This is a genomic window from Acinetobacter qingfengensis, from assembly GCF_008693185.1.
Classification (GTDB): domain Bacteria; phylum Pseudomonadota; class Gammaproteobacteria; order Pseudomonadales; family Moraxellaceae; genus Acinetobacter; species Acinetobacter qingfengensis.
Genome location: NZ_VXKN01000001.1, coordinates 443,194 through 458,668 on the forward strand (window position 1 = coordinate 443,194; position 15,475 = coordinate 458,668).

Annotated in this window: 12 protein-coding genes; 7 read left to right on the forward strand and 5 right to left on the reverse strand. The window is 37.8% G+C overall.

Features of this window, described 5'->3' with window-relative positions; genetic code table 11:
* Nucleotides 1-289: 289 nt before the first annotated feature.
* Nucleotides 290-1,576 carry a globin domain-containing protein gene (locus F4V57_RS01965; RefSeq protein ID WP_070070367.1) on the reverse strand — a complete coding sequence of 429 codons (1,287 nt, stop codon included), beginning with the start codon at nucleotides 1,574-1,576 and terminating at the stop codon, nucleotides 290-292.
* 243 nt (nucleotides 1,577-1,819) lie between these two features.
* Between F4V57_RS01965 and acuR the strand changes: the two genes are divergently transcribed.
* The 3 genes from acuR (at nucleotide 1,820) to F4V57_RS01980 (ending at nucleotide 4,459) form a co-directional block, all read left to right on the forward strand.
* Nucleotides 1,820-2,458, forward strand: a complete 639-nt coding sequence (gene acuR / locus F4V57_RS01970; protein ID WP_070070366.1) for an acrylate utilization transcriptional regulator AcuR — start codon at nucleotides 1,820-1,822, stop codon at nucleotides 2,456-2,458.
* An 85-nt stretch (nucleotides 2,459-2,543) separates the two neighbouring features.
* Complete coding sequence (gene acuI, locus F4V57_RS01975; protein ID WP_070070365.1) at nucleotides 2,544-3,527, forward strand: acrylyl-CoA reductase (NADPH); 984 nt, start codon at nucleotides 2,544-2,546, stop codon at nucleotides 3,525-3,527.
* 53 nt (nucleotides 3,528-3,580) lie between these two features.
* On the forward strand, nucleotides 3,581-4,459 hold the full coding sequence (locus F4V57_RS01980) for an alpha/beta fold hydrolase (RefSeq protein ID WP_070070364.1): 879 nt from the start codon (nucleotides 3,581-3,583) through the stop codon (nucleotides 4,457-4,459).
* Nucleotides 4,460-4,526: 67 nt separating this feature from the next.
* Here the strand turns inward: F4V57_RS01980 and F4V57_RS01985 are convergent, their stop codons facing one another.
* The 3 genes from F4V57_RS01985 to F4V57_RS01995 form a co-directional block, all read right to left on the reverse strand.
* Nucleotides 4,527-5,972 (reverse strand): CoA transferase, encoded by a 1,446-nt coding sequence (locus F4V57_RS01985; RefSeq protein ID WP_070070363.1) that lies wholly within the window; start codon nucleotides 5,970-5,972, stop codon nucleotides 4,527-4,529.
* A gap of 110 nt (nucleotides 5,973-6,082) precedes the next feature.
* On the reverse strand, nucleotides 6,083-7,672 hold the full coding sequence (locus F4V57_RS01990; protein ID WP_070070362.1) for a sodium:solute symporter family transporter: 1,590 nt from the start codon (nucleotides 7,670-7,672) through the stop codon (nucleotides 6,083-6,085).
* A complete protein-coding gene (locus tag F4V57_RS01995; protein ID WP_070070361.1) occupies nucleotides 7,673-7,918 on the reverse strand; it encodes a DUF485 domain-containing protein in 246 nt (81 codons plus the stop codon). It lies immediately after the preceding gene.
* Nucleotides 7,919-8,367: 449 nt separating this feature from the next.
* Between F4V57_RS01995 and F4V57_RS02000 the strand changes: the two genes are divergently transcribed.
* A complete protein-coding gene (locus tag F4V57_RS02000; RefSeq protein WP_070070360.1) occupies nucleotides 8,368-9,261 on the forward strand; it encodes a LysR family transcriptional regulator in 894 nt (297 codons plus the stop codon).
* 303 nt (nucleotides 9,262-9,564) lie between these two features.
* Nucleotides 9,565-11,031 (forward strand): MFS transporter, encoded by a 1,467-nt coding sequence (locus F4V57_RS02005; RefSeq protein ID WP_070070135.1) that lies wholly within the window; start codon nucleotides 9,565-9,567, stop codon nucleotides 11,029-11,031.
* Between the two features lie 76 nt (nucleotides 11,032-11,107).
* Here F4V57_RS02005 and sstT read toward each other — a convergent pair whose 3' ends face one another.
* A complete protein-coding gene (gene sstT / locus F4V57_RS02010) occupies nucleotides 11,108-12,328 on the reverse strand; it encodes a serine/threonine transporter SstT (RefSeq protein WP_070070134.1) in 1,221 nt (406 codons plus the stop codon).
* Between the two features lie 288 nt (nucleotides 12,329-12,616).
* Between sstT and tkt the strand changes: the two genes are divergently transcribed.
* Entirely contained in the window at nucleotides 12,617-14,602 is a 1,986-nt protein-coding gene (gene tkt, locus F4V57_RS02015; RefSeq protein ID WP_070070133.1) for a transketolase, read from the forward strand.
* A gap of 148 nt (nucleotides 14,603-14,750) precedes the next feature.
* Nucleotides 14,751-15,395 carry an RluA family pseudouridine synthase gene (locus F4V57_RS02020; RefSeq protein ID WP_070070132.1) on the forward strand — a complete coding sequence of 215 codons (645 nt, stop codon included), beginning with the start codon at nucleotides 14,751-14,753 and terminating at the stop codon, nucleotides 15,393-15,395.
* The last annotated feature ends 80 nt before the right edge of the window (nucleotides 15,396-15,475 follow it).

Below are 15,475 nucleotides of genomic sequence, written 5' to 3' on the forward strand. Positions count from 1 at the left end.
AAATATGGATAATCTTTTATACTTTTAATTTTTTTTAAAAGACCATCTATTTTAACCAGATTAAATGATGAATTGAATTATAAAAAATAGATTTTCTAGTATATGCTTATAATCATACATTGTTTTATAAGAATGAATTTTGGGGAAAATAAAGGCCGCTTAAAACGACCTTTATTGAGATAATTTTTGCAAAATTATATATTTTTTCTAAGAAATATATAATGATTAAACTTTTACAGAAAACTGAACACTTATTGTTAGCAATCTATTTTACACAAACATGATGTACTTACAGTGCAACGCCACCAGTACCAAAAGCCTCACTATGAATTTGATCTTGTGGAATACCAAGTGCTAACAATGTTTGATTTTGATGTTGCATGAATGGAATAGGGCCACATAGATAATAATCAGCATCTTTAGGTAAAAGATTTACTGGTACCTTGGTCAAATCCAAACGCCCCAATTGTTGATAATCTTCACGGGAAATCTTACTGTTGTCAGCAATCTGTTCATAAGCGACAAACACATTTAAATGATCGTGATGTTGACTCAGTGCCTTGACTTCCTTACGCATGGCATGTACTTCTGGATTACGTGCTGCATGAATAAAGCTGATCTGATTTTTATGTGCATTATGATGTGTAAATGGTGCTTTGATTTTATCCCAAAATGAAGCTTTTTGGTTTGGATCAGTATTTTCGGTAATTAACTGATTTAACATCGCAATCATTGGGGTTAAACCAATACCCGCACTGATCAGTACATTATTTTTTTCCGGATTGATCAGAAAAAAGTTTCCAGTAGGTGCACTGACTTCAATCACATCGCCTTCGTTGATATGGTTGTGTAGGGTAGAGGATACATAACCTGGATCCTGATTTTCTACATGTGCATCTTCACGTTTAACAGAAATCCGCAGATATTCACCAGATGGGCTATCAGACAGACTATATTGACGTGGCTGTTTGATACCAAGCTCAGGTACAGTAACTCGAACAGTAATATATTGACCTGGTTTATATTGCGGAAGTGACTGTTTATTCTGCGGGATCAAATAGAATGAGGTAATTTCGTCATTTTCCTTCACTTTACGGCTAACAACAAAATTTCTCCAGCCTAACCAGCTACCTTTGGTTTTTTCATGTTCATCATAAATGGCTTTTTCTGTTGCAATGAATAGGTCAGCAAGTTGTTTGTAGGCAGCTCCCCATGCAGCAATCAGGTCATCTTCCATGGAAATGTTTAGCACTTCACTGATGGAATGTAGCAGGTTTTCACCCACGATATCATAATCTGGTGCTTGGATATTCAAACTGACGTGTTTATGGCAAATCAATTCAACTACAGGTGCGAGAACGGAAGGATCGTCAATATTTTCTGCATAAGCAAGCACCGCACCAGCTAAAGCTTTGGCTTGTGCACCACTGCGTTGATGTCCCATGTTAAAGGTTTCTTTTAGCTGGGGATTATTACCTAGCATACGTTTATAGAAATAATCAGTTAATGCAACACCATTTTCTTTCAAAACAGGGACTGTTGCTTTAACGAGATCTTTTTGCTCAGGACTTAGCATAATTGTGACTCAGTGACTCAAAAGATATATTTAAAATACACCTTTAATGTGACATTATCAATACAGGGTTTAATTTTTGTTGATGAAATTACAAGTCAGGAATAGGGAAAGTCATCATTATTTTAATTTAAATGCATGATATACATATAAATTATTAAATAATTTATATGAGCTTGATTGGTTTGAAAAAATATTTATATCAAATACTTGATATTTGTAGTTACTCGGTCTATTTTATTTTGCATGAATACATCATCTTTACCAAAACGTCCAAGGGGCAGACCCAGCAAACATGGACTCGCTTATGCAGATACTAAACAAACGTTGATACGTCGAGGCATAGAAATGCTGACGGAACAGGGTATGATCGCTACCAGTCTGGATGAACTGATGCGTTCTGTACAGGTCCCGAAAGGATCTTTTTATCATTATTTTACCAGTAAGGACGCTTTTGTTCTCGAGGTTGTAAATGCTTATAACGTCTATTTTCTTAAAAAGCTGGATCGGTTTTTGTTAACTGAAGATTTAAGTCCTATGCAACGGATAGCGGCATTTGTACAAGATGCAGGTCAGGGTATGCAGCGTTATGCGTTTAAACGAGGTTGTCTGGTTGGTAATCTAGGACAGGAAGCATCTTATCTGGATGGGGAGTTGATTAATCGTCTGGAAAGTATTTTTCGAGAATGGGAAGTCAAGATTTGTTGTTGTTTGCAGCAAATTCCTGTTGAGAAGATTCACCATTCATTGAGCTGTGAGCAATTGGCACATCAATTTTGGATCGGTTGGGAAGGTGCGGTGTTGAGAGCTCGGTTAGTCAAATCGGAGCAACCTTTACATGAATTTTATCAATTATTCAAAATGGCAGTATTGTCATCTGAATAAAAAATCAATGCATTTATCATAATGCATTATTTTTTGGTTATTTATAGACATCTAGTCTAATTATGGTATTGCAGGAGTTTGGATAATGTTTAACGGTATTTTGATTGAAAAAGATGAATTAAATGGCTATCAGGCTCGACTTAAGCAGATTGATGATGAATTACTTGGACAAGGCGATGTTTTGGTTCAGGTGTATTATTCTGGATTAAATTACAAAGATGCTTTGGCGATTACAGGACAGTCACCTGTTGTTCGTCAGTTTCCTATGATTCCTGGAATTGATTTTTCTGGTGTGGTGTTAAAAAGTAGTCACCCAGATTGGCAGGCAGGTGATGAAGTTATTTTGAATGGTTGGGGTGTTGGTGAGAAGTTTCCGGGTGGTTTGGCCGAACTTGCGCAGGTTTCCGGTGATTGGTTGATTCGTAAGCCGCAGGCTTTTTCCTTCCAGCAAACCATGGCAATTGGTACGGCAGGCTATACGGCGATGTTATGTATTATGGCGCTGGAAAATCATGGTATTACGCCGCACTCAGGTGAAATTCTGGTGACGGGTGCTAATGGTGGGGTAGGGAATGTTGCAATTGCCATACTGAAAAAATTGGGCTATCAGGTTGTTGCATCAACTGGACGGATGCAGGATGATGAGCATCTTTATCAGTTGGGGGCCAGTGTAGTGATTGATCGTGCTAAATTGTCAGGGCAGGGAAAACCATTGCAAAAAGAACGCTGGGCAGGTGTGATTGATACTGTAGGCAGTCATACATTGGCAAATGCCTGTGCGGGTACTCTATATCGCGGTGCAGTTGCAGCATGTGGGCTTGCTGGTGGTATGGATTTTCCTGCAACCGTTGCGCCATTTATTTTGCGTGGTATTACTTTATATGGCATTGATAGTGTTATGGCACCAAAATCTTTGCGGGAACAGGCATGGCAACGTCTGGCTCAGGATCTGGACAGCGATAAACTTGCAGCATTGACAAAAGAAATTACGTTGCAACAATGTTTTGATGTTGCGCACAAAATACTGGATGGTCAGGTTCGCGGAAGGACGGTAGTGAAAATCAGCTAAGTAACAGAATTCACAAGTTTCTTTAAGTTTAGTTAATTTATGGTTTAATTCTGATGAATATGCAGTATAAATATGTTGCAGTGAATGACTTCCAAATTTTTTACCGTGAAATTGGTAAACCTGATGCACCTGTTATTTTACTGTTGCATGGTTTTCCTTCGTCATCGAGAATGTATGAACAATTGATGCTGTTGCTCTCAGAGCAATATCGGCTGATTGCGCCAGATTATATTGGTTTTGGACAAAGCAGTTGGCCATCGCATGTGGATTTTCATTATACATTTGATAATCTTAGTGATGTGATGCTGCAATTCATCGAGAAGCTGAATTTGCAACAATATACACTTGTGGTACAAGATTATGGCGGTCCAATTGGATTTAGAATTGCGAGTCAGTTTCCGACACGTGTGAATGCTCTGATTGTTCAGAATGCCGTTGCGCATGCAGAAGGTTTGGGGCCATTGTGGGATACCCGTAAAGCATTCTGGAATGATAGGGATAGTTATGAAAGTCAATTAAAACAAAATTTTGTTTCTCTTGAAGCAACCAAATTAAGGCATGTGGGTAATAGCCCTAATATTGAGTTATACAATCCAGATATTTGGGTAGATGAACATTATTTTCTTTCGCAGCCAAAACAGGTCGATATTCAGCTTGATCTATTTTATGACTATCAGTCCAATGTCAAATTATACCCGCATTGGCAGGATTATTTTAAGCAATATCAGCCAGCGACTTTGGTGGTATGGGGAAAACATGATCCATCTTTTACCATCGATGGAGCTTATGCCTATGTCAAGGATATTCCATCTGCTGAGATCCATTTACTAGACGGTGGTCATTTTGTGCTAGAGGAGTCTTGTCAACAAACTGCGGAAATAATGAAAGCTTTTTTGCAGAAACTAAAAAATAATGTTGATAAAAATGCATGATTAAAATGAAGAACGTGAAGGCTTATAATCTCTCCACGTTCATTATTTCTGTTATTTTAGGTCTAGTTTATAGCCATTCTGCACGATTGCTACCAAGATCAGGTGTGGTGCCAAACCATTTTGGTGAGGTTTCAGACATACGAACTACTGGCCCCAAGCTTTTTAAATCCCCATAACCTGTATTATCGTCAAAAACGGCATATTGTTCAAACTCTTCAGCAGTTAAGCGACCAGGAGCATTCTCAAAATCTTCTATTAATCCTTGTCGTTGTAATAACATGGCAGATTGACATAAAGAAACCTGTACTCGATAACTGCCGCCTTCTTTTGCCCGACGTGCGAGTGCAATCAATGCGCCAAATGTACCTAGAAATCCAGTCATGAAGTCACACATAAATACGGGTGTAAGCTTTGGTTGTCCGGCTTTTGTGGCTTCGCCTTGTGTATGGCAAATACCTGTCACAGCTTGGGCAACCTGATCCCAGCCAGCGCGTGATGCAAAAGGTCCACCGGAACCAAAACAGTTGACTGACACATGGATTATACCGGGTTTAAGTTTAAATATATCGTCTGCACCAAAACCATGAGCTGCAAGACGGTCTGGTCTGTAACCATCAATAAATACATCGGCATCTTTAATCAATTCCCGAAGTTTTTGTGCTTCATCAGGATGGTTAAAATCCAAAAAGCAGCTTCTTTTACCATGGCTGGTATCACGGACAAATGCCGGTACTTGTGGTAATTCGGGAGAGGTCACCATCAATACATCGGCACCGTATTCGGCAAAGCCCAATCCGCATGATGGACCTGCCAAAATGCGGGTAAGATCCAGAACTTTAATTCCAGAAGCTGGATAATCACCCTCAGGTAAAGGCACAGGCTCACTTTCTGAAATTTTGGTAATTTCGACGACAGGCTTGAGTGCTAGATATGCGCCATGTGGATGGGCAAGCCATTCTTCAGGTGTTCTTACCTTGCCACCACAGGCAAATTGTTCAGCAATCACATCTTCAAGTTCATCAGCATTCCATTTGCTGACGCCTTCTGCAATAGACTCTGGCGTACTTTCGCATTTTAAAATATCAAGTATTCTTTTTTCTAGATGAGGCAGGTTGGTATGTGGTAATAACCATTGATGATCTGCGGTTTGCCATGGCTGGGTTAACGAAATCATGTGTTTCAATTCCACAGAAGAGGGAATCGGCTCATATATTCCCTGTTCATTTTTTTTCTGGGTTATGTCTCCGCCTGAAAGCGAAGTTGCAGCAGCAGCTCTGACATCAATTTCAATCGATTGACGGCGACCAGTACGCAATTCCCACAAATCATTGGCAGCAACTGCCCGAGCTGCCAACACATCAGCCGTGGTTTCGCCGATACGAAATGGTGAAAAGAATAATGGATCCTGACCAGTAATTTTGATTTCATCTGCAATAATAGGTGTACCATTACGGATGGACATCAGTTCTGCAAATGCGCCTGTACGTCCTAGGGAATCATTTGAATTTGTCATGTTTTTTCCTCAACATCAGGTATTTGCTGATGATTTATGGTTGAATGTATTGGTCATAAAAAGAATCTGTTGTGAATGAATATGAGTTAGTATTCATGCTGAAAACAGGATTAAGATTTGTTCGCTTCAATATGTATTGGCAAATTTTTGGGTTGTGTGAGCAAGGACACGACGATACAGACAATAAATGCCAGTGGTACCGTAACAATTGCTGGAGGATCTATTGGGAACAATGCTTGACTAAACCCAAAGACTTTAACCCAGATAGACGGTCCCATAATGGTAAACAATAAGGAACTTAATAAGCCGATCCCACCACCTGCTACTGCACCGATACTGGTTAATTTTTTCCAGTAAATAGAGAGAATAAGAACAGGAAAAGTTGATGAACATGCAATCGAAAAGGCTAGACTGATCATATAGGCTACATTTTGGCCTTTGAAAATAATACCAAGGAATACTGCAAAAACACCCAATACAATGGTTGAAATTCTTACAATTTTGAGCTCACTCGCACTACTCAAATCTCCTTTTTTATACAAAGCACTGTAAATATCATGACTAATCGCTGATGCACCAGAGAGTGTTAAACCCGCAACCACGGCAAGAATTGTTGAAAAGGCAATTGCAGATACAGCACCAAACATAATATCGCCACCCAAGAGATGGGATAGATGTAATGCAGCGGTATTACTTCCACCAATCAAGCCACCTTTACCATCAAAATATTCTGGATGCATATTTAATAAAGCAAGCGCACCGAATCCGATAATAAAAATCATTGCATAAAAACTGTTCATGAAAATCGTTGACCACAATACCGAGGTACGAGCAGCTTTGGCATCAGGAACTGTAAAGAAACGCATCAAAACATGAGGTAAACCAGCTGTTCCCAGCATCAATGCAATTGCCAGTGAAATACCTGAAACAGGATCTTTCGCCAACGCTTGTGGAATCAAAATATTTTGCTGATCAGGATGAATTGCTGTAGATGCCTGAAGTAACTGAATAAAACTAAAGTCAAACCTAGCCATCACCAAAACACTAATGACAACACCTATACCCAGCATCAGAATAGCTTTGATAATTTGAACCCAGGTGGTTGCCATCATTCCACCAAAAACTACATATAACACCATCAACGAACCTACTAACATAATAGCGACGTTATAATTGATGCCAAATAACAATTGAATCAACTGACCAGCACCAACCATTTGTGCAATTAGGTAAAATGAAACAATAATGAGTGATGCCATAGCTGAAAAGATACGAATAGGTGTACCTTTGAGCTTGGAACAGACCACATCTGTGAATGTATATTTGCCAAGTTTTCTTAATCTACTTGCCATCAAAAAAACTACGATAGGTAGACCAGTGGTATAACCGATCGCATATATCAAACCATCAAAACCGCTGTTAAACACCAATGCAGTTAAACCTAAAAATGCGCCAGCCGATAACGCATCTCCAGTAATGGCCAAACCATTTTGAAAACCTGATATTTTTCCGCCTGCTGCGTAAAAATCGCTAGTTGACTGGGTTTTTTTAGATGCCCACCAAGTAATACAAAGTGTAATGCAAATAATCAGTACAAACAGTGTCAGAGAAATACGATTACTTTGTCCTATACTTGACTCTGTTGCCATGGCATGGGTATTGGTGATTAATAGCAAAATACAAAAAATAATTTTTTCCATTTAGCTTTCCTCATTACGATTGACAACAATCACATAAATCACCGTCAAAAAAGTGCCGAGTAAAATAACTGCCAACCCCATAGCAAAAGATAGGGGTATATTTAAAACTGCGATTTGAGTTGCTAGGAATTCATTAAAAAAACATCCCAACAAAATAAATGAAAAATAGAAAAGTATCTGTAAAATCGTAAAATAAATACTTAATGGAATATACTCATCAGCTTCGTCATTTTTTAAGGATTTCATGTATTTCTCCTTAAATGTATATCAATAAAGATATAACATAGGTTAAATTAAATAGGATAATATTGAGATATTTAAATCATAAAAATACTCATCATTAAAATATCCATTTTTTTAATATGAATTAATTTTTAGGCTTTGGAAAACATTTAATTTTGATGTCAGCAATCTCTATTTTTGATGATTTTATTATTGTGCATTCTTGTTCTGAAATGATGCATTCGTATAACAAAAGGCACTGTTTTAAAGCTAATTAAATTAAAGTTAAGCTGACGTTAAAGAAAGATTTTATAGAATTAGATTTAAAATCATCAGACTATTTTTAAATTTATATAAAAAATTCAATTATATATGTTGGTTTTTGTTTTTTTATAGAGTTGGCCTTGTTTTTGCTAATTATATGTAAATTTGATGAATGAACTCTCCTATCATCTTTTAAAGGAAACAAAAAGATGGAAATCAGCGATCTGATAACTTTTTCTACAGTTGCACGTTGTGCAGGTATTACTCGTGCCGCAAAAGAGTTGAATACTGTACAATCTAATGTAACCAGTCGTATTAAAAGCCTCGAAGATGAAGTCGGAGTTGCTCTATTTGAGCGACATAGCAGAGGAGTGGCCCTAACCAGTGCAGGTCTGCGCCTATTGCCTTATGCATCAAGGATTACAATGTTACTGCATGAAGCAACTGATGCTGCAAGAGATGATGGTGTGGCACTGGGGAGTTTGCGTATCGGTACGATGGAAACAACATTGGCAGTGCGTTTACCCGAAATTCTTGCAGATTACCATTCAAAATATCCGAATGTGGAATTAATTGTCCAAACAGGACCAACGGCTGAGCTTGTTCAAAAAGTTCTTGATAATGAGATAGATGGTGCCTTTGTTGCAGGACCTATTGATCATGCATTATTGGAGGGAGAACAGATATTCAATGAAAAACTGGTGCTTATTACTTCAAGGAATATTAAGAGTTTAGCAGATTTACAAAGTGCAACCATTCCTTTGACTGCATTAATGTTTAGAGCAGGGTGTGCATATCGAAAAAAACTTGAGCAATTACTTACTTCATTGGGTCGACCACATTATCATTCATTAGAATTTGGCACTTTGGAAGGAATTTTGGGATGTGTCGCAGCAGGTGTAGGTATTGCATTATTACCTGAACATTTAATCAAAAATTCAAATATATATAAACAAATTAATATTCATGAAATTGATAAAGATATTGCGAATACACCAACAATATTTATTCGACGCAATGATGTGCGTGAAGGTACATCTATGAAATTTTTTAAAGAATGTTTATTTGATGGTGATTACTCAAGTAAATTATCTTTTAATTAAATAATGATTATTTAAATACTTGTCTGTTTGAAAATATCATTCTTGATGATAGCGTTATTTGATATTTTATAAATATTGAATGGTTTCTTGGAATATATGGATGATTTTATATATTAATTATTTATATATGATTTTAAAAATATTTTAATGTTATGCTAGTTTAGAAATAATAAATTCAAAACTAAGAAATTTATATTTAAAAGTATAAAGAAGAAAAATGAATAATATTTTCAGAATTATTTATTTTGTTTTTTACTTAAAAAGTATTTAGATGTTTCTTTATTTGATGGCAGTAATAATCTTATGAGTGTTGAGAGTTCAGTAAATCAGGATAGATATGAAATAAACACACCAGATGATGTTTCTAAGCTTGTTTCAAAATTTGCTGGGTCAGGTAAAACCAATAAAGTTATCTGGTTGGCCTTAATTGGGGTATTTATTGACGCTTATGATTTAACAACACTTTCTTTTGGTATAGAGCAAGTTGTTGAAGAGTTTTCATTAACACCAGTGATGACAGGGGTGGTTGCTTCAGCAATTATTTGCGGAACAATATTCGGTAATTTAATTGGGGGTTGGTTAACTGATAAAATAGGTCGATATCGTGTATTTATGGCAGATATGGTGCTGTTTGTCATTGCTGCTATTGTTGCCGGTTTTGCACCAAATGTATGGGTGTTAATCATTGCCAGATTTATTATGGGAGTAAGTGTAGGCGTTGATTTACCTGTGGCAATGTCCTATTTGTCTGAATTTTCTAAATTTAATGGAAAAAGTAATAAGGCCGCAAGATTAGCCGCATGGTGCCCAATGTGGTATGCTGCATCTTCTGTATGTTTTGGTATAGTGTTGGCCTTATATTTTATTTTACCTCCGGAACATATTAACTGGTTATGGCGAGCTTCTCTGATTTTTGGTGCTATTCCAGCCCTACTTATTATTTTTATTCGCAATAAATATCTTACAGAATCTCCAATATGGTTGGCTAATCAGGGAAAACTGGAAGAAGCTGCCAAAATTTTACGTGATTCGTATGATATTAATGCACATGCAACAGTTAAAGAAACAAGTATAAAACAGAAAAAACATAAGCAAGAAGGCTTTTTAGTATTATTTAATCAAACATATTTATCCAGAACCATTGTATCTATTGTTATTCATATTTCGGTAGCTTTTCAATATACAACGATTGCTTTCTTTTTACCTTCAATTTTAAGTCGATTTTTCCATACAGATACCTTAACAACCATCTCGACAACATTAGGGTTAAATCTTTTATTTGCATTTACAGGTGGTTTATTAGGCGTTTATGTTGCCAGTCGATTAGCATCGCGTCATGTATTATTGGCTGGGTTCTTTCTACAATTTATTTCATTATTAATCTTGGCTTGGATAGGACAACCAGAAAACTCGTTATTGGTTTATACTGCAATCATTATGCTTGGTATATGGCTATTTGCAGAAGGATTTGGGCCTGGGGCACAAATGATGGTTTACCCAACAATGGCATATCCTGCATCTATTCGTGGAGTGGGCGTTGGGTTTAATCGTGCTGTTACAGGTGTTGCTCAGGCAATTGCAATGTTTGTATTACCAATCTGGATGGCAAATTATAAAACGGATGTATTTTTGATTATTTCTGTCTTTGCTTTCATACCATTAATCGTGATTGGTTTATTAATTAAATTTGAACCAACTAAACAAGATGTCGATGCTACTATCATTGAAGATAATCAGCAGTCATCGGTTGGAAAACCTGCGATAGAATAAAAATTATTTTAAAAATTCCCCAATTAACCCATGCTCAATTGGGGAATCTATCTGTCTGTATAAAAAAGTGGAATTCTTATTCAGAAATACTAATTCCTTGTTTTTGTTTCATGGCCTGATCGGCAGCAATTACAAATAACACATCAGTAGATGAGTTGAGCGCAGTTTCTGTTGAATCCTGAAGAATACTGATTACCATACCTACGGTTACGACCTGCATGGCAATATCACTACTGATACCAAATAAGCTACAGGCTAACGGCACCAGAAGAAGTGAGCCTCCAGCAACACCGGCAACTCCACAGGCACTTAGTGCAGAAACAATACACAATAAAAACATGGAAAATAAATCGACCTGCATTCCCAGTGTATGAATAGTGGCCATGGTTAAGATGGTAATCGTAACCGCAGCCCCAGCCATATTAATAGATGAACCTAAAGGTACAGCAATTGAATATAACGATTTATCTACTCCCATACGGTCTGCAAGTGCAAGATTAACCGGAATGTTGGCAGCAGAACTACGGGTAAAGAAAGCCGTAATGCCACTATCTTTTAAACAGGTTAGAACCAATGGATAAGGGTTACGACGAATAACAAGTGCAACCATAAATGGATTAATTACTAATGCGACAAAAGCCATAGTTGCCAATAAAATCAGCAATACATGAAGGTAGTTTTTAATGGCATCTACGCCGGCTTCTACAATAGAAACCACAACCAGTCCAAAAATCCCAATTGGAGCACATTTAATAACTAAAGAAATAATAAACGCAATGCTATTGGAAAAATCCCGAATAACCTGCTTTGTCGTGTCACTAGCATGACGAATAGCAATACCAATTCCGATGGCCCATGCCAGTACACCAATGAAGTTGGCATTTGCTAGGGCATGAACAGGATTATCAATAAAGCTAATCAATAAGCCTTTTAATACCTGACCTACATCGCTTGGTGGCTGTGTTGCTGCATCATAAGCATGTTTTAAATTAAGTTCGGAAGGAAATAATAAACTGGCAACAACTGCTGAACTGGCAGCAAGTAGTGTTCCAATTGCATAGAGGATAAAAATATAGCGGATTTGCTTATTATTTGCAGGTTGATAATTGGTAATGGCGGAGATAACCAGCACAAAAACCAAAATTGGTGCCACAGATTTCAACGCCTTAATGAACAGTTCTCCAAGGATCGATACATAAGATGCGCTTTGTGGAAATACAAAAGCGACAATAATCCCGAGAATTAAAGCAATAAAAATTTGTGTCACTAAATTTAATTTAGTAATAGCACGAAACATTGGAGCCTTTATTTCAAGTCAATCAAAGTGGCACAGGTTAGCTCAAAGTTGTTTTAATGGCTAGTATTTTCGGCTAAATCAAAGCCGTCGCAATGGCGTTATTCAGTCAAATTCTCCAACTATTTTGTAAGTCTGCTGGTTTTTTGTGTTGTGATACTTTACCCATGAGTATTTTTTTAGGACAATATCAGCTAATTAAATTTTGTGAATAATAATATCCATTTATTTGTCGATATTATTTTCAACATCATCCTTTCTTTACTTGTTTACGTTTTGGAACTTGATCTTATGACAACCCCGTTAAATGAACGCCGTATTGCAAATGCAATTCGTGTATTGGCAATGGATGCTGTACAACAGGCAAATTCTGGACATCCAGGTGCACCTATGGGTATGGCTGATATTGCTGATGTGGTATGGCGTGAGTTTTTAACCCATAACCCGGGTAATCCTCAGTGGATTAATCGTGATCGTTTTGTGTTGTCTAATGGACATGGTTCCATGTTGCAATATGCGCTGTTACATTTAACAGGTTACGATCTGTCAATCGAAGATCTAAAACAATTCCGTCAGCTTCACTCAAAAACACCTGGACATCCGGAGTTGGGGTATGCACCAGGTATCGAAACAACAACTGGCCCATTAGGTCAGGGGATTGCCAATGCGGTTGGTTTTGCTCTAGCTGAAAAAACGCTGGCAGCACAATTCAATAAAGATGATCTTAATGTTGTAAACCACTTTACTTACTGCTTTTTAGGTGATGGTTGTTTAATGGAAGGTGTTTCTCATGAGGCATGTTCACTGGCTGGGACTTTGGGTTTAGGTAAGCTTATTGCTTATTATGATGACAATGGTATTTCCATTGATGGTGAAGTTGAAGGCTGGTTCAGTGATGATACCGAGCAACGTTTTAACGCTTATGGTTGGCAAGTATTGCGTGTTGATGGTCATGATGCACAAGCCATTCGTCAGGCTACTCTTAAAGCACAAACTGAAACAACAAAACCAACATTAATTATTTGTAAAACAATTATTGGTTTGGGTTCTCCAAATAAACAAGGTAAGGAAGATTGCCACGGTGCACCATTAGGTGGTGAGGAAATCAAGTTAACTCGTGAAGCATTAGGCTGGGCTGAGGAAGCCTTTGTTATTCCTGAAGATATTTACGCAGCATGGAATGCCAAAGAGAAAGGAACACAGGCTGAAGCGACCTGGAATGAATTATTTACACAATATCAGGCAAAATATCCACTTGAAGCCGCAGAATTACTGCGTCGTACTTCCGGTGACTTACCTGATGATTTTGCAGAAAAAGCTGCACAATTTATCAGTGATACCAACGCAAAAGCTGAAACTATTGCCACACGTAAAGCAAGTCAAAATACTTTACAGGCTTTTGGTCCATTACTACCTGAATTATTAGGTGGTTCTGCTGATTTGGCCGGGTCAAACCTAACACTTTGGAAAGGTTGTCAAGGGATACAGGATAATCCTGCCGGCAACTATGTTCATTATGGTGTTCGTGAATTTGGTATGACAGCAATTGCAAATGGTGTTGCATTACATGGTGGTTTTATTCCGTATGTTGCAACCTTCCTGATGTTTATGGAATATGCACGTAATGCTGTACGCATGTCTGCCTTAATGAAACAACGTGTGATTCATGTTTACACCCACGATTCCATTGGTTTAGGTGAAGATGGTCCGACTCACCAGCCGATTGAACAGATTGCATCTTTACGTGGGACACCGAATTTAAATACTTGGCGTCCGGCAGATACGGTAGAAACAGCTGTGGCATGGAAATCGGCATTAGAGCGTAAAGAAGGTCCGTCAGCACTGATTCTTTCCCGTCAGAATTTGCCATTCCAAAATCGTAATGCTGAACAAATTGCTAATATTGAAAAGGGTGCATATATTCTTGCTGAAGAAAAAGGCGAGTTAAAGGCCATTATTATTGCCACAGGTTCTGAGGTTGATCTGGCAATGCAGGCTTATACCGAGCTGGATGGTGTACGTGTTGTATCGATGCCATCTGCAGAAGTCTTCATGCAACAAGATGCAGCATATCGTGAAACTGTTTTACCAGTAAATATCCGTGCCCGTGTTGCTGTTGAAGCAGCTCATGTAGATTATTGGTGGAAATTTGTTGGTTTGGATGGCAAAGTCATTGGTATGACAAGTTATGGCGAGTCTGCACCAGCAAAAGATTTATTTAAGCACTTTGGTATTAGCAAAGATGCAGTGATTAATGCAGTCAAATCTTTGGCCTAAAGATTAAATACTTCCAAAAGCGGCATTTTCAGTGAGAGATGCCGCTTTTTTTATGCAAAAAACTGTATTTTTTTATAAAAATGGATTGCCTTGAAAGAACAGAATCACTATTATTTGCCCCTTGCTAAAACATAACGTAGGCGTGGTTTTGAGTAATTTTTTACAAGATTGCCTGGTGTATCGGGATGAGGATATTTTAGTCATTCAAAAACCCGAAGGGTTACTCAGTGTTCCAGGTAAAGGTGAAGCATTATTCGATAGTGTATTAACACGTTTACACGCCATAGAACCTAAAACGCTGTTGATCCACCGTCTGGATCGTGATACGTCAGGATTATTAGTTTTTGCGTTAAATAAAGCAGCACAAAGCCATATTTCCAGACAGTTTCAGGAACGTCAAACTTACAAACTTTACCAAGCCATTGTCGAAGGTGATTTACCTGAACGAGGTGAGGTGAATGTGCCTGTTTGCTACGATCCAAGCCGCCCGCCATTGCATATTGCCGATCCGAATTTTTCTAAACCCGCTTTAACGCAATTTGAAGTCATTGAGTATTTGACTATTCAGAATCAGAAAGTGAGTCGGGTCGCATTAACGCCGATTACAGGTCGATCACATCAATTACGTGTCCACATGCAATATCTTGGGCATCCGATTATTGGTGATACACTTTATGCAACGGTAGATGGTCAGACCCTATCTTCCCGTTTGTGTTTACATGCAACGGCGTTAAGTTTTAAGCATCCCGTTAGTGGTCAGGCATTGAAGTTTGTTTGTCCACCACCATTTTAAAGTATTGAAGATTTATTCCAATCGATAAGGCTGTTATGATCGTATGCGCTGCATACACTCAGAGAATGGTGTTTTTTTAA

Excerpts from the sequence above, each read along its gene's own strand:
- F4V57_RS01965 (WP_070070367.1), bottom strand. The coding sequence starts at position 1,576 with ATGCTAAGTCCTGAGCAAAAAGATCTCGTTAAAGCAACAGTCCCTGTT.
- acuR (WP_070070366.1), top strand. The coding sequence starts at position 1,820 with ATGAATACATCATCTTTACCAAAACGTCCAAGGGGCAGACCCAGCAAA.
- acuI (WP_070070365.1), top strand. The coding sequence starts at position 2,544 with ATGTTTAACGGTATTTTGATTGAAAAAGATGAATTAAATGGCTATCAG.
- F4V57_RS01980 (WP_070070364.1), top strand. The coding sequence starts at position 3,581 with ATGAATATGCAGTATAAATATGTTGCAGTGAATGACTTCCAAATTTTT.
- F4V57_RS01985 (WP_070070363.1), bottom strand. The coding sequence starts at position 5,972 with ATGACAAATTCAAATGATTCCCTAGGACGTACAGGCGCATTTGCAGAA.
- F4V57_RS01990 (WP_070070362.1), bottom strand. The coding sequence starts at position 7,672 with ATGGAAAAAATTATTTTTTGTATTTTGCTATTAATCACCAATACCCAT.
- F4V57_RS01995 (WP_070070361.1), bottom strand. The coding sequence starts at position 7,918 with ATGAAATCCTTAAAAAATGACGAAGCTGATGAGTATATTCCATTAAGT.
- F4V57_RS02000 (WP_070070360.1), top strand. The coding sequence starts at position 8,368 with ATGGAAATCAGCGATCTGATAACTTTTTCTACAGTTGCACGTTGTGCA.
- F4V57_RS02005 (WP_070070135.1), top strand. The coding sequence starts at position 9,565 with ATGAGTGTTGAGAGTTCAGTAAATCAGGATAGATATGAAATAAACACA.
- sstT (WP_070070134.1), bottom strand. The coding sequence starts at position 12,328 with ATGTTTCGTGCTATTACTAAATTAAATTTAGTGACACAAATTTTTATT.
- tkt (WP_070070133.1), top strand. The coding sequence starts at position 12,617 with ATGACAACCCCGTTAAATGAACGCCGTATTGCAAATGCAATTCGTGTA.